The sequence below is a fragment of the Catellatospora sp. IY07-71 genome (assembly GCF_018326265.1).
Lineage (GTDB): Bacteria > Actinomycetota > Actinomycetes > Mycobacteriales > Micromonosporaceae > Catellatospora.
Window position 1 is genome coordinate 5,875,065 of sequence record NZ_AP023360.1, and the last position, 23,940, is coordinate 5,899,004.

Annotated in this window: 24 protein-coding genes; 12 read left to right on the top strand and 12 right to left on the bottom strand. The window is 73.2% G+C overall.

The window, feature by feature from the left end; genetic code table 11:
* Positions 1-10: 10 nt before the first annotated feature.
* Entirely contained in the window at positions 11-1,042 is a 1,032-nt protein-coding gene (locus CS0771_RS26185) for a helix-turn-helix domain-containing protein (protein WP_212843470.1), read from the bottom strand.
* Between the two features lie 49 nt (positions 1,043-1,091).
* Here CS0771_RS26185 and CS0771_RS26190 point away from each other — a divergent pair, with 49 nt between their 5' ends.
* The gene (locus CS0771_RS26190) at positions 1,092-1,832 is read left to right on the top strand and encodes an SDR family NAD(P)-dependent oxidoreductase (RefSeq protein WP_212843471.1); all 741 of its coding nucleotides are present in this window, start codon (positions 1,092-1,094) and stop codon (positions 1,830-1,832) included.
* 12 nt (positions 1,833-1,844) lie between these two features.
* On the opposite strand, the gene CS0771_RS26195 is transcribed toward CS0771_RS26190, so the two are convergent.
* Positions 1,845-2,498, bottom strand: a complete 654-nt coding sequence (locus CS0771_RS26195) for a response regulator transcription factor (protein WP_212843472.1) — start codon at positions 2,496-2,498, stop codon at positions 1,845-1,847.
* Positions 2,495-3,673 carry a sensor histidine kinase gene (locus CS0771_RS26200; RefSeq protein ID WP_212843473.1) on the bottom strand — a complete coding sequence of 393 codons (1,179 nt, stop codon included), beginning with the start codon at positions 3,671-3,673 and terminating at the stop codon, positions 2,495-2,497. The genes CS0771_RS26195 and CS0771_RS26200 overlap by 4 nt, the downstream gene beginning before the upstream one ends.
* Positions 3,674-3,830: 157 nt before the next feature.
* Between CS0771_RS26200 and CS0771_RS26205 the strand changes: the two genes are divergently transcribed.
* A complete protein-coding gene (locus tag CS0771_RS26205) occupies positions 3,831-4,508 on the top strand; it encodes a DUF2306 domain-containing protein (RefSeq protein WP_212843474.1) in 678 nt (225 codons plus the stop codon).
* A gap of 52 nt (positions 4,509-4,560) precedes the next feature.
* On the opposite strand, the gene CS0771_RS26210 is transcribed toward CS0771_RS26205, so the two are convergent.
* Positions 4,561-5,223 carry a hypothetical protein gene (locus tag CS0771_RS26210; RefSeq protein WP_212843475.1) on the bottom strand — a complete coding sequence of 221 codons (663 nt, stop codon included), beginning with the start codon at positions 5,221-5,223 and terminating at the stop codon, positions 4,561-4,563.
* Positions 5,224-5,343: 120 nt separating this feature from the next.
* Between CS0771_RS26210 and CS0771_RS26215 the strand changes: the two genes are divergently transcribed.
* Positions 5,344-6,321, top strand: coding sequence for a hypothetical protein (locus tag CS0771_RS26215; protein ID WP_212843476.1), 978 nt, complete (start codon positions 5,344-5,346; stop codon positions 6,319-6,321).
* Here CS0771_RS26215 and CS0771_RS26220 read toward each other — a convergent pair.
* Both CS0771_RS26220 and CS0771_RS26225 read right to left on the bottom strand, forming a co-directional pair.
* Positions 6,281-7,102: a peptidoglycan-binding protein gene (locus CS0771_RS26220; protein ID WP_212843477.1), complete on the bottom strand. Its 822-nt coding sequence runs from the start codon at positions 7,100-7,102 to the stop codon at positions 6,281-6,283. The genes CS0771_RS26215 and CS0771_RS26220 overlap by 41 nt on opposite strands.
* A 90-nt stretch (positions 7,103-7,192) precedes the next feature.
* The gene (locus CS0771_RS26225) at positions 7,193-7,663 is read right to left on the bottom strand and encodes an ATP-binding protein (RefSeq protein ID WP_212843478.1); all 471 of its coding nucleotides are present in this window, start codon (positions 7,661-7,663) and stop codon (positions 7,193-7,195) included.
* A 403-nt stretch (positions 7,664-8,066) separates the two neighbouring features.
* Here CS0771_RS26225 and CS0771_RS26230 point away from each other — a divergent pair, with 403 nt between their 5' ends.
* The 8 genes from CS0771_RS26230 (at position 8,067) to CS0771_RS26265 (ending at position 16,476) form a co-directional block, all read left to right on the top strand.
* Positions 8,067-8,924 carry an STAS domain-containing protein gene (locus CS0771_RS26230; protein WP_212843479.1) on the top strand — a complete coding sequence of 286 codons (858 nt, stop codon included), beginning with the start codon at positions 8,067-8,069 and terminating at the stop codon, positions 8,922-8,924.
* Positions 8,924-9,334: an STAS domain-containing protein gene (locus tag CS0771_RS26235; RefSeq protein WP_212843480.1), complete on the top strand. Its 411-nt coding sequence runs from the start codon at positions 8,924-8,926 to the stop codon at positions 9,332-9,334. The genes CS0771_RS26230 and CS0771_RS26235 overlap by 1 nt, the downstream gene beginning before the upstream one ends.
* Entirely contained in the window at positions 9,331-9,747 is a 417-nt protein-coding gene (locus tag CS0771_RS26240; RefSeq protein ID WP_212843481.1) for an anti-sigma regulatory factor, read from the top strand. Before CS0771_RS26235 ends, CS0771_RS26240 begins: the two co-directional genes overlap by 4 nt.
* A complete protein-coding gene (locus tag CS0771_RS26245) occupies positions 9,735-10,748 on the top strand; it encodes an ATP-binding SpoIIE family protein phosphatase (RefSeq protein ID WP_244871038.1) in 1,014 nt (337 codons plus the stop codon). Before CS0771_RS26240 ends, CS0771_RS26245 begins: the two co-directional genes overlap by 13 nt.
* Complete coding sequence (locus CS0771_RS26250) at positions 10,745-12,073, top strand: sensor histidine kinase (protein WP_212843482.1); 1,329 nt, start codon at positions 10,745-10,747, stop codon at positions 12,071-12,073. The genes CS0771_RS26245 and CS0771_RS26250 overlap by 4 nt, the downstream gene beginning before the upstream one ends.
* Complete coding sequence (locus CS0771_RS26255) at positions 12,070-13,614, top strand: fused response regulator/phosphatase (protein ID WP_212843483.1); 1,545 nt, start codon at positions 12,070-12,072, stop codon at positions 13,612-13,614. The genes CS0771_RS26250 and CS0771_RS26255 overlap by 4 nt, the downstream gene beginning before the upstream one ends.
* A 12-nt stretch (positions 13,615-13,626) precedes the next feature.
* Entirely contained in the window at positions 13,627-13,989 is a 363-nt protein-coding gene (locus CS0771_RS26260) for an STAS domain-containing protein (RefSeq protein ID WP_212843484.1), read from the top strand.
* Positions 13,990-14,100: 111 nt separating this feature from the next.
* Positions 14,101-16,476, top strand: a complete 2,376-nt coding sequence (locus CS0771_RS26265; RefSeq protein ID WP_212843485.1) for a tetratricopeptide repeat protein — start codon at positions 14,101-14,103, stop codon at positions 16,474-16,476.
* A gap of 27 nt (positions 16,477-16,503) precedes the next feature.
* On the opposite strand, the gene CS0771_RS26270 is transcribed toward CS0771_RS26265, so the two are convergent.
* A complete protein-coding gene (locus CS0771_RS26270) occupies positions 16,504-17,064 on the bottom strand; it encodes an RICIN domain-containing protein (protein WP_212843486.1) in 561 nt (186 codons plus the stop codon).
* Between the two features lie 217 nt (positions 17,065-17,281).
* Between CS0771_RS26270 and CS0771_RS26275 the strand changes: the two genes are divergently transcribed.
* A complete protein-coding gene (locus tag CS0771_RS26275) occupies positions 17,282-18,121 on the top strand; it encodes a phosphatase PAP2 family protein (RefSeq protein WP_212843487.1) in 840 nt (279 codons plus the stop codon).
* A gap of 206 nt (positions 18,122-18,327) precedes the next feature.
* Here CS0771_RS26275 and CS0771_RS26280 read toward each other — a convergent pair whose 3' ends face one another.
* The 5 genes from CS0771_RS26280 to yjfF all read right to left on the bottom strand — a co-directional run bounded on the left by CS0771_RS26280 (position 18,328) and on the right by yjfF (position 23,888).
* Positions 18,328-19,296 (bottom strand): HD domain-containing protein, encoded by a 969-nt coding sequence (locus tag CS0771_RS26280; RefSeq protein ID WP_212843488.1) that lies wholly within the window; start codon positions 19,294-19,296, stop codon positions 18,328-18,330.
* Positions 19,297-19,328: 32 nt separating this feature from the next.
* Complete coding sequence (locus CS0771_RS26285) at positions 19,329-19,661, bottom strand: PadR family transcriptional regulator (protein ID WP_212843489.1); 333 nt, start codon at positions 19,659-19,661, stop codon at positions 19,329-19,331.
* 554 nt (positions 19,662-20,215) lie between these two features.
* Positions 20,216-21,241 carry a LacI family DNA-binding transcriptional regulator gene (locus CS0771_RS26290; RefSeq protein ID WP_212843490.1) on the bottom strand — a complete coding sequence of 342 codons (1,026 nt, stop codon included), beginning with the start codon at positions 21,239-21,241 and terminating at the stop codon, positions 20,216-20,218.
* 120 nt (positions 21,242-21,361) lie between these two features.
* Complete coding sequence (gene araA / locus CS0771_RS26295; protein WP_212843491.1) at positions 21,362-22,858, bottom strand: L-arabinose isomerase; 1,497 nt, start codon at positions 22,856-22,858, stop codon at positions 21,362-21,364.
* A gap of 34 nt (positions 22,859-22,892) precedes the next feature.
* A complete protein-coding gene (yjfF, locus tag CS0771_RS26300; protein WP_212843492.1) occupies positions 22,893-23,888 on the bottom strand; it encodes a galactofuranose ABC transporter, permease protein YjfF in 996 nt (331 codons plus the stop codon).
* Positions 23,889-23,940: the final 52 nt, after the last annotated feature.

Consider the following 23,940-nt stretch of genomic DNA (forward strand, 5'->3'; position numbering starts at 1 on the left):
AGGACCGACCTCAAGAAAGGAAGGGCACCTTCCTTTCATCCTGCCCGGTGCGGCGCAGGGCGGCGGGGCCGATCCCGTGCCGGGCCGTGAAGCAGCGCGTCAGGTGGGCGTGGTCGGTGAACCCGCACGCCGCGGCGATCTCCGCCAGCCCGAGGTCGGTGCGCTGGACCAGGCCGCGCGCGATGCCGACCCGCGTCTGGATCACCAGCTCGCGCAGGCCCGTGCGCTCGGCGGCCAGCGCGCGCTGCAGGCTGCGGGCCGAGGTCGCGAGGCGGGCCGCGACCGCGTCGAGCCGCCAGGATCGGGCGGGATCGGCGGCGATCATGTCGCGAACGACCGCGGCCGGCGAATGTGGAGCCGGCGGTCCGCCGAGGTCGAGCTCCCAACCGGCGAGCCTTGACCCGGCCGCGAGCGCGACGCCTGTCGGCGCCCTGGAAGGTCCGGTCCGCGGCTGCTCGTCGGCGGGCGGCCCACCACCTGCGGTCGGCGTGGCGGCTGCCGACCGAGTGCCGACGGTCCGCAGGAGCTTCCCGGCGGGCAGCCGGACGCCGCCGGACAGCAGGAGCGTGACCTTCGGGCGGCGGCCGGTGCAGGCGCCGACGAGCACCTGGTGGACGGCGGCCGTGAACAGGCTCTCCGCGGGGTTCGGCGGGTGTCCGAGCAGGGCGCGGTGCGTGACGGTCAGCAGGTCGCCGTCCAGGCGCAGCTCGGTCGTGTGGCCCACGTGGTAGCGCAGCTGAATCGAGGGCAGCAGCGCCAGCAGTTCGGGCAGCGCGCCACGGTCGATCATCTCGGCGACGTCGCCCTCGCGAGGGCGGTCGAGCAGGTGCTCGGCGGCGCCCGTCAACGCGGGCCAGCCATGTCCGGCCAGCTCGGCGAGCACCCGGTGGTGCAGGCGTTCCGGCACCGGCGCCCCGGCGGATTGAAGCCGGGCGACCTCCTCGGCGGTCGCGCCAGGGCCGTGCCGGCGTACGCCGAGCAACGCGGCGCGGACCAGGTGCGGGTGCACGGTGCGCTCGTGCCCCGGAACCCGCAGCCGCATGGCGGAATCGTACAAGCCGACCGGCGCCCTTCCCGGACAGTCTTGCCGCATGGACTTTCACGGAACACGCGTACTGGTCACCGGCGGCACCAGCGGCATCGGCGCCGCCCTGGTCCGGCAGCTGGCCGGGCGGGGCGCACTGGTCGCGACGTGCGGGCGCGACGAGGGCCGTCTCGCGGAGACGACCGGCCGTGCCGGGGTGACCGGCTGGGTCGCCGACCTGTCCGGCCCGGCGGGCAACGCCGAGCTGGTGGCGCGGGCTGCCGAGGCGCTCGGGGGGCTCGACGTCGTGGTCGCCAACGCCGCCGTGCAGCACCACCAGTCGTTCACCGGCGGCTGGTCCACCGCGGACAGCGCCTCGGTGCTGGCCGAGCTGCACACCAACCTCGCCGGGCCGATCGCGCTGGCCGGTGCGGCCGGTCCGCACCTGCGCCGGTCGCGCGGGGTGTTCACGGCGCTCACCTCCGCCCTGGCCTACTCGCCGAAGAAGGGCGCGCCCGTGTACTGCGCCGGCAAGGCCGGGCTGGCGGTGTTCCTGCGGGCGCTGCGCTACCAGTGGGAGGACGAGGCGGCCGGAGTCTGCGTACAGGAGGCGCTGATGCCGCTGGTCGCCACGCCGATGACGGCGGGCCGCAACGACGGCGCGATGAGCCCCGAAGACGCCGCCCGGCAGATCGTCGCCGGGATCGCGCGGCGCGTGCCGGTGATCGCGGTGGGCAGGGCCCGGCCGTTCCGGGTCATCCGGCGGCTCGCACCCGGGGTCGCCGACGCGATGCTGCGGAACGGCTGACCGCGTCCGCGTTCACCGGGCGGTGAAGCCGCTGCGGTAGGCCCAGACCACGGCCTGGGTGCGGTCGCGTACGCCGAGCTTGCCGAGCACGCTCTTGATGTGGGACTTCACCGTCTCCAGCGAGATGTACATCGCCTCGGCGATCTCCGCGTTGGACTTGCCCGCGGCCAGGGCGTGCAGCACCTGCGCCTCGCGCTCGGTGAGCCGGGCTGCGGTCGCCGCCGTGCCGTCGGTGCGGGCCAGCCGCGTGGCCGCCTCGCGCAGCAGCCGCCGGGTCACCGCCGGAGCCAGCAGCGCGTGGCCGGCCGCGACGGTGCGGACACCGGCGACCAACTCCTCCGGGGTGGCACGTTTCAGCAGGAAGCCGTCCACCCCGGCGGCGATCGCGGCGTCGACGACCTCGTCGTGGTCGAACGTGGTCAGCATCAGCACCCGGGGCCGCGGCGGCGGCCAGGACACGATCTCGCGACCGGCCGAGGTGCCGTCGTGCACCGGCATGCGTACGTCCATCACCACCACGTCCGGCCGCGACGCGCGGGCCGCCGCGACCGCCTCGCGCCCGTCGGCGGCCTCGCCGACGACCTCGATGCCGGGCTCGGCGGCCAGCAGCGCGCGCAGCCCGCCCCGCACCAGGGCGTCGTCGTCGGCGAGCAGCACCCGGATCACGGGCGCACCGCCACGGCGGCGGGCAGCGCGGCCCGCACCCGGAAGCGGCCCCCGACCGGCCCCGCCTCGAACCAGCCGCCCTCCAGGCGCGCCCGCTCGTGCATGTTGATCAGGCCGCGCCCGGGGACGGGCGCGGACATCGGCGGCACCTCGTTGCCCACCTCCAGCACGACCGTGTCCGCGAGCTGCGTGACCTCGACGGTGACGGGGCCGCCGGTGCTGTGCCGCAGCGCGTTGGTGACGGCCTCCTGGGCGATGCGGTAGAGGGCGCGCTCGGCGCTCGGCGACAGGGACACGTCGGCGGGTTTCAGCACCACCTCGCGCCCGGCCGCGCGGACCCGGTCGGCCAGCTCGGCCAGGCCGGTCAGCGCCGGGGCGGGCCCGTCCGCGCCGCCGCCTGCGGGCTCGCGGCCGGGTGGCGTCGCCGCATCGGGGTGCAGCACGCGCAGCAGCCGGTCCAGCTCGCCCAGCGCATCGCGGCCGACGGTCTCGACGTGCGCCAGGGCCTGCGCGGCGAACTGCGGGTTCTCGGCGAACACGCGCCGGCCGACCCCGGCCTGCATGACCATCACGTTGACCGCGTGACCGAGCGCGTCGTGCAGCTCCTCGGCCAGGCGGCGGCGCTCCCCGGCGATGATGCGCTCGGCGGCCTCCGTACGCTCCCGGGCCAGCGCCAGCACGCGCAGGTGCGCGGCCTCGGCGGCGGCCCGGCGGGTGCGCGCGGCGTCCCCGGCCACCGTCGAGACCAGGAAGCACATGGCGATGCCGAAATAGTCCAGCGTGCCGACAGCACCTCGGTCGGCGACGACGAACCCGGCCACCGACAGGCACGTCAGCAGCACCGCCACCGCGCGGCGGCCCCACCGCTCGCCCAGCGAGAAGCAGGTGAACAGGGCGATCCAGGCGGGCCACTGCACCGTCATCACGGGGTAGCCCAGTGCGGCCGCGAGCGGCACCACCGCACCGGTGGCGGCGAGCACCGGCAACGGCGCGGTCCGCCGCAGCGCCAGCGCGAGCGGGGCGACCCCGCTCAGCGCCGCGCCCACCACGCCGACCGGCCGGTAGGGCGGCCCCACCGGCAGCAGCAGCGCGGCCGTGACCGAGACCGCGGACAGGCCGACGGCCAGCCACAGGTCGGACACCGGCACGCGCCGCAGCGCCTCGGGCAGTCGCATGGCCGCCATCCTGCCGGACCGGGCGCACCGGGCGGCAGCCGCAGTTCCGGAAACCCCTCGGGTGAGGGAGACGGGATCCCTGTCGCGAGTGGAGACCTGGGCGCACCGGGCTGCCTACGCTCGGGCCGACCGGACGACCGAGCACGAAGGACTCTTCATGTCGACGACCAGCCTGCCCGCTGAACGCCCCAGGTCGCGCGGTCGCGCGGCGGGTTTCTGGTGGCTGGCGCTCACCGCGGTGGCCATCGCGGCGTTCGCGCCGCTGCCGTACCTCAGCACCTCGCTGCGCGGGCTCGCGGCGCAGGACGACGCGTTCGCCGCGAGCTATGCCGCGCTGCCGGACTGGGCGCAGGCGGCGTTCTACGTCCACATCGTCTGTGGCGGGATCGCGCTGGCGCTGTCCCCGCTGCAGCTGGCCGCGCGGATCCGGACCAGGCTGCCCCGGCTGCACCGGGTCAACGGGCGGGTCGTGGCGATCTCGATCCTGGCGGCCGGGCTGGGGGGCCTGGTGCTGGCGCCGTCGAACCAGGCCGGTCCGATCGGCACGGCCGGGTTCGGGCTGCTCGCGGTGCTGTGGATCGGGTTCGTGGGCGCGGCGGTCCAGGCCGCCCGGCGACGGGACTTCACCGCCCACCGGCGCTGGGCGGTGCGCACGTTCGCGCTGACCTACGCGGCGGTGATGCTGCGGCTGTGGCTCGGCGTGCTGACCCCGTTGCTGGCCGGGTTCGGGATGGACCCCGAGGCTGCGTTCGAGCTGGCGTACCACCTGGTGCCGTTCCTGTGCTGGGTGCCGAACCTGCTACTCGCCGAGTGGCTCCTGCGCCGCACCCGCTGACGGGATGGGAAGGGCACCTTCCCATCCTCGGGCCGCGCAGCGGCCCCGGTGGTCAGCCGGACAGGCGGCGCAGTCGTTTGAGGAAGGTGTCCCGCGCGGTGTCCTCGAGCAGGTCGGCGCCTTCGGCGCTGATCAGCTCGATCTCGGCCAGCTGCAGGTCCAGTTCGGCCTGGATGGCGGGGTGGGCCAGCTCCCAGGCGAGCGCGTCCACCTCGGGCGGGCGGCGGCGCGGCCAGTCGCGGTCCCCCGCGGCGTGCACGGCGGCGGTGTCGAAGCCGCGCCAGCCGGTCCAGGTCGCGAACTCGACGCAGCCGTGCAGGTAGCACTCGGCGGCGTAGAAGGCGGCCAGCGCGGCGTTGCCCGGCATGTCGGTCGGGTCGTCGCGGCGGCGGTCGGCGAAGTTGGGGCTCAGGTAGAAGCAGCCGATCGCGTGAGCGAGCTCCGGCTCGGCCGTGGCATCTCCGGACAGGCCACGCCAGACCATGTCCAGGGCGGGCCGCCAGTCGGTGGCGTACGCGGCGCGCTCCCGTGCGGGCAGGCTCTCGTGCTCGTGCAGCAGCCGCTCGGCGACGACCGCGGCGTACGCGGCGCGCTGCAGCCGGGCCAGGTGCTCCAGCAGGGAGCGCACGGTCGCCCGGACGTCGAGGAAGTGCTTGAGCCCCAGCTCGTCCAGGTGCTCGCGGACGACCTCGTCGTGAATGGCATCGCGTACCACATGTGTATTATGCCCTGATTTTCGGGGAGCGGCCGCGAAACCGGTCCACGCTCGGCGGCCACGCACGAATACCGAAAAGGATGATCACCACCGGCCGGCCGGCTGTCTATGATCATGGCCGTGCCCGCGGATCTGGACCTCTCCCCGCTGCTGCTCGGCGTCGGCCTGCTCGTCTTCGGCCTCTATCTGAACCGGAACGCCATCCGCGAACGCCGCCTCACCCGGCGCCTGCGCCGCATCACCCGCCGCGCCGACAGGCTGTTCGCCCGCGAGGACGCCGTGGCGGCCACGAGGCTGCGCCAGGACACGTCCCGCCTGCGCCGCCGCACCGCGGACGCCGTGCTGCCCGCACTCGCCGAGGCGCTGCTGTGGCACGCCGACGAGCACGACACGGCCGGCCGGATGCGGGCCGCGCTGGCCTACGCCGAGGAGGCCGCGGCCACCGCCGACCGCTACGCCGAGCGCGATCCCGGCGGGGCCGTCCGGCCCAACCTGTCCCTCGGCCGCGTGCTGGCCGTGCTGAACGACGACCGGGCCGCGGTGCCGCGGCTGCGGCAGGCGTACGCGTACGCGCGCCTGGACACCGACCGCGCCCCGGCCGCCGACCTCCAGCGGGTGCTCGTCGCCGCGAACCTGAGCCTGGTCCTGCGCCGGGTCGGCGCGGTCGACGAGGCCGTGCAGGTGGCCCGCTGGGCCGTCACCGTCGACCGCGGCCTGGACCACCGGGACCTGCCCGCGTACACCGGGGCGGGCACGGCCTACGCGCACCTGGCGCTCGCCCTGGCCCTCACCGACGCCGGGCAGGACGGCCGCGCCGCCGCGGAGGAGGCCCGGCAGGTGTGGCAGACGCTCACCGAGGGCGGCGCGTTCACCGAGGACGAGACGGACGGGCCCGCGTACGCGCGCTACGCGCTGGCCTACGCGCTGCGCCCGTCGGACCCGGCCGCCGCCGCGGCGCACGCCCGTGCCGCCGAGATCGCGTTCGCGCGGCTGCACGCCCGGGTGCCCGCCCGCTACGCGCGCCGCCTGGCCGAGGCGCAGGAGCTGGTGCGCAGCCTCAGCGCGCTCGCTGGTACTCCTCCCAGGTCACCTTGGTGACCTGCGGGCCGTCGTCGGGGCCGCGGTTGGCCAGCCCGTTCATGCCCAGGTAGTAGTCGCCGGCCTGGTTGCGGGCGGGGGTGGACTGGTCGGTGTCGGCGAGCGCGACCGCGTGGATGTGATACGGCCAGTTGCCCTGCGACGGCGTACGCAGCCAGGCGGCGAAGCCGACCTCGCGCAGCCGCCGCACCGACGCCGTCCGCTGTGTGCTGGTCAGCCCGGTCACCGCGAGGTCCAGCGCGCCGCCGCCGTCGTGGGTGCCGGCAGAGGTCGGGTCCTCCCCGGGGCTGTACGAGCCCTGGGTGATGGTGAACTGGCGGCCGAGCAGCCGTTCGGCCTCCAGCAGCATCGCCTTGGTCCGGGCGTTGACCGGCACGCCGCGCCAGGTCGACACCGTGCCCGGCGACAGCACCCGGGTCAGCGTGAACCGGCCCTCGCCGAGCAGCCGCAGCGACGTGGGACCGGGCAGGCCGGTGGCGTCCAGGCCGGTGTAGCCGAGTGAGCGCTGCCAGGCGGCGTACGCGTCGATGGTCCGGGTGCCGAAGTGGCCGTCGGCGTAGGACGCGGCCAGCAGTCCCTTCGCCTGCAGGGCCTGCTCGACCAGCAGCACGCTGTCGCGGCTGCCGGGGGTGAGCGCGGAGTCGGCGCGGCGCGGGTCGATCTGCGCGGCCTTGACCACGGCCTCCATGTCGGCCGTGGGCAGCGCGGCGGCGGGTGTCGCGGCGAGCGCGGACCCCGCGGCGGCGAGCCCCGCCACGATGAGGCTTCTTCTGGTGGGCATGCGCACTCCCGGCGGTGAGACGGCGCCGGGGGTGTCCCGGCCTGTGCGCGCGACGCTAGGCGGGTCCGCTACACCACCGGTACACAGCGGCTACAGGCGCGGCTCACCAGCGTCCTCCGGTGGCCGGGAGGGCGCGGGTCCGGCCGCCCCGGGCCGGGGCGCCCGCTTGAGCACCAGCCGCCACACGGTCCGGCCCGGCCTGCTGTAGCAGAGGAACTCGTCACACACCTGGCCGGTGATGTAGAGCCCCCATCCGCCGGCGGCGGTGGGGTGCTCCACGGGTGCCCGGACCTCGTGCCGGAACGAGCCGTGGTCGGTCAGCTCCGAGATGACCTCGTCACCCTCGGTCCACACCCGCATCACCCCGCCGCCCGAGGTATGCCGCAGCGTGTTCGTGACGACCTCGCTGACCGCCAGCCGCAGCCCGCGCACCCGATCCGGCGGGAGCCCGGCCGCGAGCGCGTGGTCGCCCACGAAGTCGCGTACGGCCGCCAGCTGCGACGCGCTGCTGAACGAGATCGTCGCCACGTCCCACGGCGGCTGCTCGAACGGGGTGCTCACCTGGCGCACATCTCCTCCGCCCTGCCCATCGGCATCCTGGTGCGATGTCGGGCGGACAGGCCGGCAGCGCTCGGCAGCTCTGCTCGCGATCGGCCGGGGTGCGGCGGCGCCTGCGGTCCGGCCCGTGCTCGGAGCATGAGCAACATACATGACCCGTGCCCGGTGCACGTGACGCGCCGCTGCCCGGTGCGCCCCGCGGCCGCCGGACGCGCAGTTTCCCGCCCGGCCAGGATGTCGCATCTGCACGGGATCACTTGGCGCCCCTGCCCACCAACGCCGCGGCCCAAACCTGCCGGCGACCGTGATCCTTCCGCGCTCACAGCGTGTGGGAGCGCTCGGCGCGCGGTGTTAAAGTCGCCTACCGGTCAGGGCGACACGACGACACGGCAGAGGACACGAGAACATGGCGCTGAACGCAGAACAGGCGGAACGCCTCGGCCAGTTGCTGTCCACACAGGCGGACAGGATCTCCCAGCGCTGGTCGGAGGTCGCGGCCGCACCGCTGAAGGGCCGGCTCACCGTCGCCGAGGCGGCCCGCCACACCGGCGAGCTCCAGGCACAGCTGCGCGGCGCGCTGCTGGCCGGCGCGACCGGCGTCGACGCGGTGCACAGCGCCGAGCTGCGTGCGCTGCTCACCGAGCTGTCGCGCAGCCGGGCGCGCATGGGTTTCACCGCCAGTGAGACCGCGACGAGCGTGTTCGCGCTCAAGACCGCCCTGTACGAGGCCGCCGAGGTGGAGAAGGGCGACGACGCGGCGCTGCGCGACTATGTGGCGTGGTCGGCGCTGATCGACGAGCTGGGCCTGTTCACGTTCGAGGCGTACTCGCGCGCCCGCGAGGAGATCATCACCGCGCAGGGTGAGCAGCTGCTGGAGCTGTCCACGCCCGTGGTGAAGCTCTGGGAGGGCGTCGTCGCCGTCCCACTGGTCGGCACCCTGGACTCCGCCCGGGCCCAGGTGGTCATGGAGCGGCTGCTGGAGGCCCTGGTCGACACGGGCTCGCCGTACGCGATCATCGACATCACCGGCGTGCCGGCCGTCGACACGCAGGTCGCGCAGCACGTGCTCAAGACCGTGATGGCCGCGCGGCTGATGGGCGCGGAGTGCATCATCTCCGGCATCCGCCCGCAGATCGCGCAGACCATCGTGACCCTGGGCATCGAGTTCGGCGACATCGTCACGAAGGCCAGCCTCGCCGACGCGCTGCGGCACGCGGTGCAGCGCCGCAACGCCGACCAGCGTGCCGTGAAGCGGGAGGCGTGATGGACCGGCTGCCGATCCTCAAGATCGGCTCGGTGCTGCTGGTGTCGATCCAGATCGACATGCAGGACCAGATGGCCCTGCAGCTGCAGGAGGACCTCGGCCAGCGCATCGTGGACACCGGCTGCAGGGGTGTCGTCATCGACATCACCGGGCTCGACATCGTCGACTCGTTCGTCGGCCGCACCCTGTCGACGATCGCTTCGATCTCGCGGGTGCTGGACGCGGAGACCATCGTGGTCGGTATGCGGCCCGCCGTCGCCATCACGCTGGTGGAGCTGGGACTGTCCCTGGAGGGCATCCGCACCGCCCTCAACGTGGAGCGCGGCCTGGAGCTGCTGGCCCGCAGCACCGAGCCGGACACGGTCGACGATCTGGAGCTCTTCGCCGATCCGGACCCGGCCTCCTCATGACCACGAGCGAGGCCACCGACCGCCAGGTGCAGGCCATCAGCAGCGACGAGGACGTGGTCCGCGTCCGCCAGCTGGTGCGGACCGCCGCGGTCGCCGCCAAGCTGTCGCTGGTCGACCAGACGAAGGTGGTCACCGCCGCGAGTGAGCTGGCCCGCAACACGCTCGTCTACGGCGGGGGCGGCAGCGCCGAGGTCTGCCGCGTGCTCAACGGCTCCCGCCGCGGGGTGCGGATCGTGTTCACCGACAGCGGGCCGGGCATCGCCGACGTGGAGCTCGCGCTGACCGACGGCTACACCAGCGGGACCGGGATGGGGCTGGGCCTGAGCGGCGCGCGCCGGCTGGTCGACGAGTTCCACCTGGACACGGCGGTCGGCGCCGGGACCACCGTGGCGGTGGTCAAGTGGGCGCGCTGAGCTCGCTCACCCCCACCCCGGCCTGGTTCCGGATGGACGACGCCAGCGCCGTGGGCACCGTGCGCCGCTACACGGTCGAGCTGGCGCGGGCGGTCGGGCTCGGCGAGCAGAAGACCGACAACATCGCGATCGTCGTCGCCGAGCTGGCCAGCAACCTGATCAAACACGCCGACGAGGGCAGCCTGCTGGTGCGCCCGGTGCGGCAGGCCGACAACGTCGGCGTCGAGATCGTCAGCATCGACTCGGCGCCGGGCATGGTGGACCTGTCCGCGATGTACGAGGACGGCCACTCCACGACCGGCACGCTGGGCATCGGGCTCGGGGCGGTGGCCCGGCTGGCCGACCGCTGCGAAGGGTTCTCCCTGCCCGGGCGCGGCTCCGTGCTCGCCGCCCGCCTCTGGCAGGCGGCCGAACCGCCGCCGGCCTGGGCGGACGGGCTCACCCGGCCGCTGACCGGCGAGACGGTCAGCGGCGACTGCTTCGCCGTACGCGACCACGCCGCCCGGCGGCAGGTCATGGTCTGCGACGGGCTGGGGCACGGCCCGGCCGCGGCCGCGGCCGCCCAGGCCGCCTTCAACATCTTCCACACCGCCCCGGACGAGGCGCCCGCGGCGCTGGTCGAGCGCCTGCACCGGGGTCTGTCGCACACGCGCGGCGCCGCCGCCACCATCGCCGAGATCGACCCGGCCGCCGGGGTGGTGCGCGCCTGTGGCGTCGGCAACGTCGCCACGGCCGTGGTGACCGGCGCCGAGCGGCGCGGCATGGTCTCCATGCCCGGCATCGTCGGGCACGGCAGGGCGAGCTTCCGGCAGTTCGTACTGCCTTTCACCGCACAGTCGCTGCTCGTCATGCACTCCGACGGGGTGAGCGACAAGTGGAGCCTGACCGGGTATCCCGGGCTCGACACCCGTTCCCCGCTGCTGATCGCCGCCACCGTGCTGCGTGACGCCGGGGTCCGCCGCGACGACGCCTGCGTGCTGGTGGCCAGGGCGACGCCATGAGCGGCACCGTGCTGCTGCACCTGGTGCTCCGCCGCGAGCAGGACGTCTTCGCCGTGCGGCAGCGTGGGCGCGAGGCCGCGGCGGCGCTGGGCCTGGAGCACCAGGACCAGATCCGGCTGGCCACCGCGCTCAGCGACGTGGGCCGCCAGCTGCTGGCCGCCAACGATGCGGTGGACGTGACGTTCTCGCTCGGCGGGCAGCCCACCCACCTGTGCTTCCGGCTCTGTGTGGCCGGCCCGGTCGATCCGGCCGCGCTGCGGCCCGCCGGCAGGCTGGTCGATGTTTTAGAAGTCACCGAGAGCGGGCAGGAGACAGCAGTCATGCTGTCACGTCGACTTCCCCAGCAGGGCCTGCCCGACGCCGACCGCGTCGAGCAGGTGCAGCGTGCGCTCACGGCATCGGCGGTGGCCAGCCCGCTCGACGAGCTCGCCTCGCAGAACGAGCACCTGCTGGCCGGCCTGGAGGAGGCCCGGCAGCAGCGCGACCGGCTCAAGACGCTCAACGACGAGCTGGAGGAGACCAACCGCGGCGTGATGGCGCTGTACCTGCAGCTCAGCTCCGAGCTGGAGGAGACCAACCGCGGCGTGGTGGCCCTCTACGCCGAGCTGGACGAGAAGTCCGAGCAGCTGCGCCAGGCCAGTGAGGCCAAGTCGCGCTTCCTGGCCAACGTCAGCCACGAGCTGCGCGCCCCCGTCACCTCGATCATCGGGCTGGTCCGGCTGCTGTCGGACTCCGCCTCCGACCCGCTCACCCCGGCGCAGGGCGAGCAGATCGAGCTGATGCGCGGTTCGGCCGCCGACCTGCTGTCGCTGGTCAACGACCTGCTGGACCTGGCCAAGGCGGAGTCCGGCCACCTGGAGCCCGCCTGGGCCACCGTCGACCTCAGCCCGCTGTTCAAGCAGCTGCGCGGCACCCTGAAGGCCATCCTGGTCAGCCCCGACGTCGAGCTCGTCGTGGAGGCGCCGGAGGACGGCGCGTGCCTGGAGTCCGACGAGGTGCTGCTCTCCCAGGTGCTGCGCAACCTGCTGCACAACGCGGTCAAGTTCACCGAGCAGGGCACGGTGACCATGCGGGCCGAGCGCGACGGCGAGCAGTGGCGGATCACCGTGGCCGACACCGGCATCGGCATCCCGGCCGCCGACCACGAACGCATCTTCGAGGAGTTCGTGCAGCTCCCCCGCCGGCAGAAGGTCCGCGGCACCGGCCTGGGACTGCCGTACGCCCGCCGGCTGGTGGGCATCCTCGGCGGCACCATGAGCCTGGACAGCGAACCGGGCCGCGGGAGCACGTTCACCGTCACCCTGCCGGTCTCGAGGCAGCCGTGAACGCGCCGGAGGCGGCGGCCGTCCTGCTGGTCGACGACAGCGCCCCCAAGCGCTACCTGATCAAGAACTGGCTCACCCGCGCGGGCTTCATCGTGACCGAGGCGGAGAGCGGCCACGACGCCCTGGACCACACCGGGCGGCAGCACTTCGACATGATCGTGCTCGACGTCAAGCTGCCCGACATGAGCGGCCTGGACGTGTGCCGCCGGATCAAGTCGGACCCGCACACCGCAACCATCCCGGTGATCCACGTGTCGGCGCACGCGGTCGACGCGCCAGACCGCACGCTCGGGCTGGTCGGCGGGGCCGACGGCTACCTGGTGGAGCCGATCGATCCGCAGGAGCTGGTGGCCACGGTGCACGCGGTGCTGCGCTACTACCGCGCGCGCCGGGCGGCCGAGCAGCTCGCCGACGGCCTGGCCCAGCTCGCCGACACGACCCTCGCGGTCACCATGGCCCGGGACTTCGCCGAACTGCTCGGCCACGCCGCCACGGGGGCGGCCCGGCTGTTCGGCGGGGTGGCCGCCGTCGCGGTCAGCAGCCCGGACGCGGGGTGGACCTGCGCGCTGGCGGCCGGCGCGGGCCACGTCACGCTCACACCCTGGGAGCAGCCCGGCGAGGAGGTGCCGATCGGCACCCGCCTGGTCACCGGTGACGCGGCACGGTGGCAGCTGCCGCCCGGCTGGCCCCCGGGGACCGCGACCGTCGCGACGGCCCGGCCCCGCGCCGACCGGCCGCCGCTGTACGTGTTCACCACCGCCTCCGACGACGACCACCACGTCCAGCTGCTGACGCAGCTGACCTCGGCGCTGGCCGCCGCGGCCGAGGCGCAGCGCGCGCAGTACCAGGACCACCAGATCGCCATCACGCTGCAGCGCAGCCTGCTGCCCCGGCGCCTGCCCACCGTGGAGGGCGTGCAGTTCGCGGTGCGGTACGAGCCCGCGAGCCAGGAAGCCGAGATCGGCGGTGACTTCTACGAGCTGGCGGCGCTCGGCGACACGCTGCTGATCGCCATCGGCGACGTCGTCGGGCACTCGCTGCACGCGGCGACGGTCATGGCCGAGATCCGCCACGCGCTGCGCGCCTACGCCGTCGAAGGGCACGGGCCCGGTGAGATCGTGCGGCGCGTCGACGACCTGATGGTCCGGCTGCTGCCCGGGGAGATGGCCACGCTGTGCGTGCTGCTGTTCGACCCGCGAACGGGCCGCGCCCGGCTGGCCAACGCCGGTCACCTGCCGCCGCTGCTCATCCAGGACGGCCAGGTGAGCGAGGTGTGGCAGCGCGCGCCGCTGCTCGGCATCGGCCACCCCCGGCCCGCCGACCTGGAGTTCACCGTCGCCGAGGGCGGCACCCTGCTGCTGTACACCGACGGCCTGGTGGAACGGCGTGACATCACGATCCGTGACGGCATCGCGGACCTCACCGCGATCGCCGGCGCCGTCGACGCGGACCTCGATCTCTACTGTGACCGGCTGCTCAAGCGCCTGACCAGCCCGCCCAATGCCGATGACGTCGCCGTTGTCGCCGTACGGAGGCTGTGATTGTCTTTGTTCATGGAGCGAGCAAGCACCCCGCAGGCCACACACGAGGTGGAGGTTCTGCCAGACGCCGTCCGGGTCTCCCTGGCCGGTGAGTTCGACCTGATGACCGAGCAGGACCTCACGACCTGGCTGGTCGGCGCCATCGAGGCCCACCCCGGGCGGCCCGTCGAGGTCGACATGGACCGGGTGACGTTCCTGGACTCCAGCGGCATCCGGGTGCTGCTCAGCGCGCACGGTCTCGCCGCGCGCCACGGCGGCTCGTTCCGGCTCACCCGGGCTTCGGGCATGGTCCGGGAGGTGCTCGACATCGTCGACGTGTACGCCTTCCTGAGCGGTGAGGGCGACGGCGGCGAAGCCGGCCCACTGGCGGTTTGACACCGCTTCCGCCGGGTTGAGGTGTCTTCAAGTGGACATGGTCGGTTCGTGGATACAGCGCCACCGCGGCGCTGTTCTACGGTCGGTAGGACCATCGACACGGGGAGGGTCATGCCGACCGCCGGTGACGTCGCGCCACAGCTGCTCGGCCGCCTCTGCGGCGATCTGCGGCAACTGCGCGAGCAGGCGGGCGGGCCGAGCCTGCGGCAGCTCGCGGCCGAGGTCGGCCTGGGCAAGAGCCAGCTCGGCGCGATCCTCGCCGGGCGGATCGGCCGCCTGCCGGACTGGCGGGTGATCCGGGCGCTGGTGGCGGGCTGTCTCGCGCACGCGCGCGAACACGGCCGGGCGGCACTGGTGTCGCGCGAGTTCGGCGTCGAGGAGTTCTGGCGGCGGCGGCACACCGTGGTCGAGCACCTGCTCGGCGAGGCGGCCCTGAGCGCGCCCGCCGAGCGGGCCCCCGCCGGGGCAGCGCGGGCCGGTGCGGACGCGCCGCATCCAGGCGAGCGCGTCACGCCCCGCGGCCTGCCGCCCCGCGTACGCGGCTTCGTGGGGCGCGACGCGGAACTGGCGACCCTCACCGCGGCCGCGGGGCCGGTGGTGATCACCGGCCCGGCCGGTGTCGGCAAGACCTCGCTCGCCGTGGCCTGGGCGCACGACGCCACGCCGCGCTTCCCCGACGGCCAGCTCTACATCGACCTGCGCGGCTTCGAGCCGTCGGGCGCGGTGATGACCCCCGACGAGGCGGTACGCGGCTTCCTGGCGGCGCTCGGGGTGCCGCCGGACCGGGTGCCCGCGCAGCCCGACGCCCGGGTCGCGCTGTACCGCAGCCTGCTCGCCGACCGCGCCGTGCTGGTGCTGCTGGACAACGCCCGCGACGCCGACCAGGTACGTCCGCTGCTGCCCGCCGGGCCGCGCTGCCTGGCCGTGGTCACCAGCCGCAGCCGGCTCGCCGGCCTGGTGGTGGCACACGGCGCGCAGGTGCTGAACCTCTGCCTGCTCAGCGCCGAGGAGGCCGTGGAGCTGCTGGCCGTGCGTATCGGGCAGCCGCGCCTGCGCGCCGAGCCCGGTGCCGCCGCTCAGCTCGCGGGTGCGTGCGCGCGGCTGCCCCTGGCGCTGAGCATCGTCGCCTGCCGGGCGGCGCTGCAGCCCACGCTGCCACTCCGCGAGCTGGCCGCCGAGCTGTGCGAAGGCTCCGGCGAGCTGGACGCCCTGCGCACCGGCGACGGGTCCACCGACCTGCGCGCCGTGTTCTCGTGGTCGTTCCGGGCACTGGACGCGGGCGCCGCCCGGCTGCTGCGCCTGCTCGGGCTCACCGCGAGCGGCGACATCGGCGTACGCGCGATCACCTGCCTCGCCGGCACCGCAGGCCGGACCGCCGGCCGGGTCCTCGCCGAGCTGGTCGACGCGGGCCTGCTGAGCGAACACCGCCCCGGCCGGTACCTGCTGCACGACCTGGTCCGGGCCTACGCCGCCGAGCTGTCGCGGGAGCTGGACCCCGGCGAGCAGCGACAGGCCCGGCACCGGCTGCTCGACCACTACCTGCACACCGCGCACCGGGCTGCCGGGCTGATGCACCCTCCGTTCTGCGACATCACGCCCGCGCCGCCGGTGCCGGGCGCGGCGGCCGCCGACCTCGCCGACGACGCGGCCGCGGCCGCCTGGTTCGACGCCGAGCATCCGGTGCTGCTCGCCGAGGTCCGCCGGGCCGCCGACGACGGCTTCGGGCGGCACGCGTGGCAGCTCGCCTGGGCACTGTCCGGCTACCTCGACCGGCGGGCGCACTGGGCGGAATGGCACGAGACGCAGGAGCTGGTGCTGCTGGCGGCGTCACACGACGGCGACCTGGCGGGGCAGGCGCACGCCCACCGGGACCTGGCCCGCGCCTGCTCCCGGCTGGGCCGCCACGACGAGTCGTACGGCCATCTCAAGCAGGCGCTCGACGCCTTCACCGACCTCGGTGACATGGACGGGCTGGCGCAGACGCTGCTGAACCTGGGCCAGTCGCTGGAGCGCTCGTCGCGCCACCGCGAGGCGCTGGAGCAGTCACGGCGGGCACTGGAGCTGTTCACGGCCTCGGGCAACACGGCCGGGCAGGCGTACACGCTCAACGCCGTGGGCTGGCAGCTCGGGCTGCTCGGCGAATACCGCGAGGCGGTGTCGCACTGCAAGCGGGCGCTGGACCGGCTGCGGCGCGTCGGCGACTCGCAGGGGGTCACCGACACCCTGGACAGCCTCGGCTACGCCCACCACCACCTCGGCGAGTTCACTACGGCGGTGACGTACTACGGGCGCGCCCTGGCGATGTTCCGAGAGGCGGGCGACCGGTTCGGGGCGGCGAGCACGCTGCAGAACCTCGCCGACAGCCACGCCGCGCTCGGCGACGGCGCCGCGGCACGGGACGCGCTGCAGGAGGCGTGGACCATCCTGGACCGGGTCGGCCACGACCACGCACAGCTGGTGCGCGCACGGCTGGACGGCGCCGCCTGAGCGACGCCGTCCAGCCGTGGCCGGGGATCAGTAGTAGTAGAACTGCTGCGCGGTCTCGTAGAGCTTGCACTCGATGACCTGCAGCGGGGCGTCATTGCTGCCCGAGCGGCCCAGCACGTCCAGGCACAGGTTCTTGACCCGGTTCTGGAACAGGTAGATGCCCGTGCCGAAGTACGAGATCGGGGTCCACTGCTCGCTCGTGTACGCCATGTCGCAGGTGAACTGCTGCGCCCGGGTGCCGTAGGTCACCTCGTCCTCGCTGTTGGCGGCGAGGTCGAGGCAGAGGCCGCTGCCCTGGTTGACGATCCAGTAGTAGCCGTTGCCGGTGGAGAACAGCGCCCAGCGGTGCTGTGTCCGGTTCTCGCAGGTGCGCTGCACGATCGGCGCGTTCGGGTTGAGCGAGTTCCCCTTCGGGATGACGCACTTGTTCGAGAACTCGTTGCGGATCTGCTGGAACACCCCGACGCCCAGGGGCTGCACGTCCTGTGACGCCGGGGCCGCATGGGCCGATCCCGCCAGGGCCGTGCCCGCGGTGGCCGCGACGACCACCGCCGCGACCAGCGTCGTCAGCCTGCGCCGCATGTTCATCCGTCACTCCTTCTGCTCGGTTCGGAACGGATGCGTCGATGCTCTCGGTCGGCGCGGTCCCGCACCGCGAAGTCCGGACAGGACGGCCCGGCGGTGCCGGTTCGCGCCGGTCACGGCGGGCCGTCCGGTGAGCGGCGGCCGGACACGCCGGACAGCTGCGGCCCGTTGCCAGCATCCGCTCAGCCTTCTCTGATCGAATGGCGGCCGAGGAGGGCCGATGACCGGAAGTGTGCTGCTGGGGCTGGGCGTCGTCGTGCTGCTCGTGTGCGCGGCGTACGCGGTGGTGTGCGCGGTGCGCCCGGCCGCCCGGGTGCTGTCGGGAGCGACCTGGTTCCGCGCCGGGGACCGGCACGGCCGGGCCGCGGTGTCGTGGGTGACCGCGAAGGTGGCGGCCGAGCTGGTGTTGCTCGTGATCGGCGCCGCGCTGGTGTTCACGCTGGCGTCGGTGTTCGTCGAGGTGCTCGACGCGGTCGTGGACGACGACGACCTCACGGTGATCGACCGGCCGGTGGTGGACTGGCTGGCCGGGCACCGCACCCCCGGACTGAACCGCGTCGTGATCGCGGTGACCGATCTCGGCAGCGCCGTCGCGCTGGCGGTCGCGTCCGTCGCCGGGGTCGCCTACGTCGCCTGGCGGCTGCGCTCCTGGTATCCGATCGCGCTCGGGGTGCTCACGCTGGGCCTGGTGCAGCTGCTGGTGCTCGGCATCAAGGTGACGATCGGCCGGGAGCGGCCGAACCCGCCGGGCCAGGTGGTGCCGGAGACCGGCTTCTCGTTCCCGTCCGGGCACAGCACCAGCTCACTGGTCGGCTTCGCGCTGCTGGCGTGGCTGGTCTGCATGCTGACCGGCAACCGCACGGTATGGGCGACCGCCTGGCTGACCGCGGCGGCGGGTGCGGTGCTGGTCGGCCTGTCGCGGGTCTACCTTGGCGTGCACTACCCCAGCGACGTGCTGGGCGGGTGGATGCTCGGGCTGACCTGGCTGGCGGTGGTCGCGGTCGCCGTATGGGTCTGGCGGGCGCGGTCGGCCTCCCGCAACGGCGACCACCAGACGTGATTCACCGCAGGTCGAGTGGCTGGACGCAGTGCAGTTTCGAGGGCGTCGCCGCGGTCCGTCGGTGCCACCCGCGACTGACCGTGATCTTCACGGGGTCGGTTCCCGTTCATGGCGGTGTATGTCGCAAGCGGGGAAATGCTCGCACAGGTGGAGACTGCGCCGGCCGTACCGTGATCGAGGACGTGATCCTGCAGGCGTTGCGATGCTCAGCGGCGCCGCCACGCGCGGATCAGGTCGGCAAGCCTGCGAGCGGGACCGTCACTGCGAACGAACAGCAACGCGCTCAACAGCGCCAACGACACCAGCACGATCCCGCCCGCTATCCAGGCGAAGGCGGTATCCATGGCGATCACGGCCACGATGGCACCGCCGACACCGAGCGCCCGGGCGATCTGAGCCAGGCCGTCGACCCACGCCGGCACGACCGCCCGGCGGGCTTCGGAGAGTACCCAGGCCAGCCTCGGCACGCCGGAGAGGGTCTGCAACGTGAACAGGACTCTGGCCCGCCGGGTCGGCAGCGCGCCGACCTCGGCAGCCCACTCCTCCCGCCAGCGGTTACGCGCACTTCTCGGCAGGAGCAAGGTGGTCAGCTCCAGCAGCCGCAGCGTCGCCAGGGTAGGCCGGTCGGTGACGGCCGAGGGACGCAGATAGGCCAGCGAGATGTCCTCGAGCTCCCGCCGCACTCCGAGCAACCCGAGGCGCTGTGCGATCGGCGCGACGGTCTCCAGCGTGTGGCGGGACGCCCGTATCTGCCGGGCGATGCTTGAATACTGCAGGGTGCGCATATTGTGCAGCCGATCGGCTACCTTGATCACCAGCACGTCGGCGCCCGGCGAGCCGACGTCGATCGCATTCGCGTCGAGAGCCGCCCTGTGCAGCTCGATGCTCGTCGGCAGCGCCTCGACCAGCGCGGTCACGTCGTCGCCGAACTCCGCTCGCATCTGGGCAAACGTGTAGGGCGTGTCCTCGACTAGGTCATGCAGGATGGCGGCGCACACCGCGACACGGCTCAGACCGAGGTCGGCGACGATCGCCGCCACCTCCACCGGATGTGTCACATACGGGTCGCCGCTGCGACGCAGCTGTCCGGCATGCCAACGAGCGGCCGTTTCGTACGCCGCACGTATGGCCGCTCCGTCGGCGCTCGGGTACCGGGCCTCGATCGCCGCGGCCAACGCCGCACCCGGCCTTTCAAAGGGAGCGGGTCTCATGATTGCACCGCTCCGGGATCGAGTTGGCTGTCGGCGCTCCAGCCCGCTCGCCGCGGTCGTCCGGACCGATGCGAGCGGGCCAGCGCATCGCGGGCCTGCTCGGCGCCGTCGGCGGAAAGGGAGTAGAACCTGCGGCGGGGACGGCCGTCGGTGACCGACGCGCTGTCCTCCCAGCCGCTCTCGAGCCAGCCGGCCTGCTCCAGCCGGGCGAGGATCGGGTAGACGGTGCCGGAGGCCAGGCCCACCAGATCGCAGATCTCCAGCCCATACCGCTGCTGGGTCGGGTCCGATGTGAACGCCTTCAGAACGAGCTGGGTTTGCAATGTCATCCGAGGGTCCGACATACTCGTACTCTACATAGCTAGAGAACGATACGTCTAGTGCGAATTTATTGATCTCAGGGCGCAGGCGGGCGCAGCCGTGCATCGCCTCGAGCACGAGGTCTTCTCACCCTGTTCGCTGTACCGCGCCGCTATGGAGCACGCGGGTCAGCGTTGGTCTGACGCGAGCATGTAGCAGCCGTGCTCCAGCCGAACGAAGTCGTCGAATACCACTGCATGGTGGTTGGGAGCGTTGGCACACATTCGCGAGACGACGTGCGTCCGTATCGTGGATTCCCGGTATGTGCTGCCGCGGCGGAACATCTCCGCGACGACCTGTTGCACCGTGAAGGTTCGATCGGCTGATCGAGTCGCCAGGTCTTGAGCGACGTCGAGTATTTCGTCGCGAGCAGTCATACGCTGCACGATGCTCCGCTGCCCTGCGGTCGCCAAGCCGCCGTTCGGCCAAGGCCTGGTACGGCGATCGTCGACCGTTCCGCCAGACGGCAACCGCGGTGTTGCTGGAAACTCACAGCTCCTCGTTGTTCCAGCGTCCGGAAGACTCAGCGGGCGCGCGGCGGGCCGCTGCTCGCGCGGACGACCAGGGTCGGCGCGACGCGCGGGTGGGTCGCCGGGCCGGGCTCGTCGGCGTCGAGCAGTTCCAGCAGGACGGCCAGGCCGCGCCGGCCGACCTCGTCGAAGTCCTGCCGCACGGTGGTCAGCGGCGGGGTAAGGAACGCGGCCTCGGGGATGTCGTCGAACCCGACCACGCTGACGTCCTCGGGCACGCGCACCCCCCGCTCGTGCAGCGAGCGCAGCAGGCCGAGCGCCTGCTGGTCGTTGGCGCAGAACACGGCGGTGACGTCGGGCCGCCCGGCGATCAGCTCTCCGGCCTCGTATCCCGAGCGCGGGCTCCAGTCACCGTTGACCAGGGGCGGCACCCGGCGGTCGGCTCGTTCGAGGGTCTGCCGCCAGCCGTCGACGCGGTCGCGGGCCTCGACCCAGTCGCGCGGTCCGGCGATGTGCCATACCGTCTCGTGGCCGAGGTCGAGCAGGTGCTGCACGGCCAGCCTGGCGCCCGCGACCTGGTCGACCGAGACGGCGGGCAGCTCCCCGGCGGCGTCGGACTCGACGACCACCGCGGGCACGCCGGTGGGCAGGCTGTGTACGGCGGCGGCGGCCGTCATCAGCGGCGCGATGATGACCACACCGGCCACCGACTGTTCGGTGAGCGCGTCGACGGCCGCCATGACCCCGGCCCGGTCGAGCTGCTCCAGCGTGACGATGCTGATGCCGTATCCGGCGCGCCGGGCGGCCCGCTCGACGCCGAGCAGCGTCGCCGCGGGGCCGTACAGGATGGTGTCGAAGCTGACCACGCCGATGACCCGGGAGCGGCGCCCGGCCAGGCCGCGGGCGAGCGCGTTGGGCCGGTAGTTGAGCTGGCGCACCGCCTGCAGGACCCGCTCGCGGGTCTCCTCGCGCACGCTGGGGTGGTTGTTGAGCACCCGCGAGACGGTCTGGTGGGAGACCCCGGCGAGGCGCGCGACGTCGTTCATCACCGCGGCGCGTGCGCCGGGCTGCTGACTCATGGTTGTCTCCCTCCCGGGCGCATCGTAACCCGGTGTGATCATCCCGAGGTCCACCGGTGTCCCGCCCCGCAGCCCGCTCCCAGGTCGAGGGCACGACCCGGGAGCGCGGCGGCGGACCGGTCAGAAACCGCGGGCGAGGCGGTAGTACGCCTGGTTCCAGCGCAGCTCGTCGGCGAAGCGGCGGGGGGTGGTGTCCGCGTCGATGACGACCAGCTCGGTGGTGCTCATCTCGGCCAGGTCGTGCAGCTCGTCGACGCCGACGGCCTGGGACAGCACGGTGTGGTGCGGGCCGCCCGCGGTGAGCCACGCCTGCGCGGAGGAGGCCAGGTCGGGCCGCGGCTTCCAGACCGCGCGGGCCACCGGCAGCTTCGGCAGCGGCTGCGGCGGGGCGATGACGTCCACCTCGTTGGCGACCAGGCGGAACCGCTCCCCCATGTCGGCCAGTCCCATCACCACCGCCGGTCCCTCGGCCGCGTCGAAGACCAGGCGCACCGGGTCCTCCTTGCCGCCGATGCCCAGCGGGTGGATCTCGACGCGCGGCGTGCCGGCCGCGATGGTCGGGCAGATCTCCAGCATGTGCGCGCCGAGGATGACCTCCTGGCCGGGGCTGAGGTCGTAGGTGTAGTCCTCCATGAACGACGTGCCGCCGGTGGTGCCGACCGACATCGCCTTGAGCGTGCGGACCAGCACCGCGGTCTTCCAGTCGCCCTCTGCCCCGAAGCCGTAGCCCTCGGCCATCAGCCGCTGCACCGCGATGCCCGGCAGCTGGCGCAGCCCGCCGAGGTCCTCGAAGTTGGTGGTGAACGCCCGGAACCCGCCGGCCTCCAGGAAGGAACGCAGCCCCGCCTCGATCCGGGCGGCGTAGCGCAGCGCGTCGTGGCGGTCGCCGCCCGGCCGCAGCTCGGTCGCCAGCTCGTAGCTGTCGTCGTACTCCTTGACCAGCGCGTCCACCGAGGCGTCGCTCGCCGCGTCGACGGCCGCGACCAGGTCGTTGACGCCGTACGTGTTGACCGACACGCCGAAGTGGAGCTGGGCCTCGACCTTGTCGCCCTCGGTCACCGCGACGTCGCGCATGTTGTCGCCGAAGCGGGCCAGCCGCAGCGAGCGCATCGCGGAGTAGCCCAGCGACGCCCGCACCCAGGTCGCGATACGCGCGACGGTGCGCGGGTCGCTGACGTGCCCGGCGACGGTCTTGCGGGCGACCCCGAGCCGGGTCTGCACGTACCCGAACTCGCGGTCGCCGTGCGCGGCCTGGTTGAGGTTCATGAAGTCCATGTCGATCTCGGACCACGGCAGCGCCACGTTGGCCTGGGTGTGCAGGTGCAGCAGCGGCACCCGCAGCGCGTCCAGGCCCGAGATCCACATCTTGGCCGGGGAGAAGGTGTGCATCCAGGCGATCACCCCGACCGCGCCCTGCATGTCGGCCTGGCGGCAGACGTCGAGGATGTCGGCGGCGGACGTGAGCACCGGCTTCCACACCACGCGGGCGGGGATGGCCGGGTCGGCGTCGAGCTGCTGCGCGAGCTGGCGCGACTGGTCGGCCACCTGCTGCAGCGTCTCCGGGCCGTAGAGGTGCTGGCTGCCGGTGAGGAACCAGACCTCGGGGGGTGTCGTCATGGTGCGTCGCCTTCCGCTGGTACGAGTTTCAGGGCTACTTCTTGCGGATGCCGATGAGGCGTTGGAGCAGGATGAACGCGAACAGCAGGCCACCGATCACGATCTTGGTCCACCAGGAGTTGAGGGTGCCGTCGAAGGTGATCAGGGTCTGGATCACGCCGAGCACCAGCACGCCGAGCACGGTGCCGAGCACGTACCCGGAGCCGCCGGTGAGCAGGGTGCCGCCGATGACGACCGCGGCGATCGCGTCGAGCTCCATGCCGACGGCGATCAGCGGGGCGCCGGACAGGGTGTAGAAGGACAGCAGGATGCCGCCGATCGCCGAGCACAGGCCGCTGATCGTGTACACCATGATCTTTGTGCGCGCCACGGGCAGGCCCATCAGCAGCGCCGACTGCGGGTTGCCGCCGATGGCGTACACGTTGCGGCCCAGCCGCGTGTACGCCAGGACGTACGCGCCGACGGCCACCACCGCGAACGCGATCAGCACGCTGATCGACACGAAGTTGCCGCGCGGATCCCCGATGCGCTCCTGCGCCGCACTGGTCCAGAACGGGTCCGTGATGGGGATGGACGAGTTGCTGATCCAGTTGCACATGCCGCGGGCGAAGAACATCCCGGCCAGCGTCACGATGAACGGCTGGATGTCGAAATAGTGGATCACACAGCCCATCACGAACCCGAGCGTCGGACCGATGAGCAGCGCGATCAGCAGCACCAGCGCGGGCGGCAGGCCGTTCTGCAGCAGCGACGCCGACACCATCGCCGTCATCGCGACCACCGAGCCGACGGACAGGTCGATGCCGCCGGTGAGGATCACGAACGTCATGCCGACCGCGACGACGAGCAGGAACCCGTTGTCGATGAAGACGTTGAAGACGACCTGGATGTTGGAGAAGGCGCGGTACTGCGAGACGCCGATGCCGTACATGACCAGCAGCAGCGCGAACGTGGCGAGCACGGGCACGTGCCGGCGTGGCAGCCGCCACCGCCCGATCCGGGCGAGGTTCCCCAAGTCGGTGGTGGTCATGCCTTCTCCTCGCTGCGCTCGTCGGCGGCATTACGCGGCGACATGATTCGCT

What these genes read in the sequence shown, in the direction of transcription:
- araA (WP_212843491.1), bottom strand. Translation starts at nt 22,858, where the DNA reads ATGACGACACCCCCCGAGGTCTGGTTCCTCACCGGCAGCCAGCACCTC.
- CS0771_RS26240 (WP_212843481.1), top strand. Translation starts at nt 9,331, where the DNA reads ATGACCACGAGCGAGGCCACCGACCGCCAGGTGCAGGCCATCAGCAGC.
- CS0771_RS26185 (WP_212843470.1), bottom strand. Translation starts at nt 1,042, where the DNA reads ATGCGGCTGCGGGTTCCGGGGCACGAGCGCACCGTGCACCCGCACCTG.
- CS0771_RS26275 (WP_212843487.1), top strand. Translation starts at nt 17,282, where the DNA reads ATGACCGGAAGTGTGCTGCTGGGGCTGGGCGTCGTCGTGCTGCTCGTG.
- CS0771_RS26200 (WP_212843473.1), bottom strand. Translation starts at nt 3,673, where the DNA reads ATGCGACTGCCCGAGGCGCTGCGGCGCGTGCCGGTGTCCGACCTGTGG.
- CS0771_RS26270 (WP_212843486.1), bottom strand. Translation starts at nt 17,064, where the DNA reads ATGAACATGCGGCGCAGGCTGACGACGCTGGTCGCGGCGGTGGTCGTC.
- yjfF (WP_212843492.1), bottom strand. Translation starts at nt 23,888, where the DNA reads ATGACCACCACCGACTTGGGGAACCTCGCCCGGATCGGGCGGTGGCGG.
- CS0771_RS26205 (WP_212843474.1), top strand. Translation starts at nt 3,831, where the DNA reads ATGTCGACGACCAGCCTGCCCGCTGAACGCCCCAGGTCGCGCGGTCGC.
- CS0771_RS26230 (WP_212843479.1), top strand. Translation starts at nt 8,067, where the DNA reads ATGGCGCTGAACGCAGAACAGGCGGAACGCCTCGGCCAGTTGCTGTCC.
- CS0771_RS26265 (WP_212843485.1), top strand. Translation starts at nt 14,101, where the DNA reads ATGCCGACCGCCGGTGACGTCGCGCCACAGCTGCTCGGCCGCCTCTGC.
- CS0771_RS26260 (WP_212843484.1), top strand. Translation starts at nt 13,627, where the DNA reads ATGGAGCGAGCAAGCACCCCGCAGGCCACACACGAGGTGGAGGTTCTG.
- CS0771_RS26250 (WP_212843482.1), top strand. Translation starts at nt 10,745, where the DNA reads ATGAGCGGCACCGTGCTGCTGCACCTGGTGCTCCGCCGCGAGCAGGAC.
- CS0771_RS26235 (WP_212843480.1), top strand. Translation starts at nt 8,924, where the DNA reads ATGGACCGGCTGCCGATCCTCAAGATCGGCTCGGTGCTGCTGGTGTCG.
- CS0771_RS26190 (WP_212843471.1), top strand. Translation starts at nt 1,092, where the DNA reads ATGGACTTTCACGGAACACGCGTACTGGTCACCGGCGGCACCAGCGGC.
- CS0771_RS26220 (WP_212843477.1), bottom strand. Translation starts at nt 7,102, where the DNA reads ATGCCCACCAGAAGAAGCCTCATCGTGGCGGGGCTCGCCGCCGCGGGG.
- CS0771_RS26285 (WP_212843489.1), bottom strand. Translation starts at nt 19,661, where the DNA reads ATGACATTGCAAACCCAGCTCGTTCTGAAGGCGTTCACATCGGACCCG.
- CS0771_RS26290 (WP_212843490.1), bottom strand. Translation starts at nt 21,241, where the DNA reads ATGAGTCAGCAGCCCGGCGCACGCGCCGCGGTGATGAACGACGTCGCG.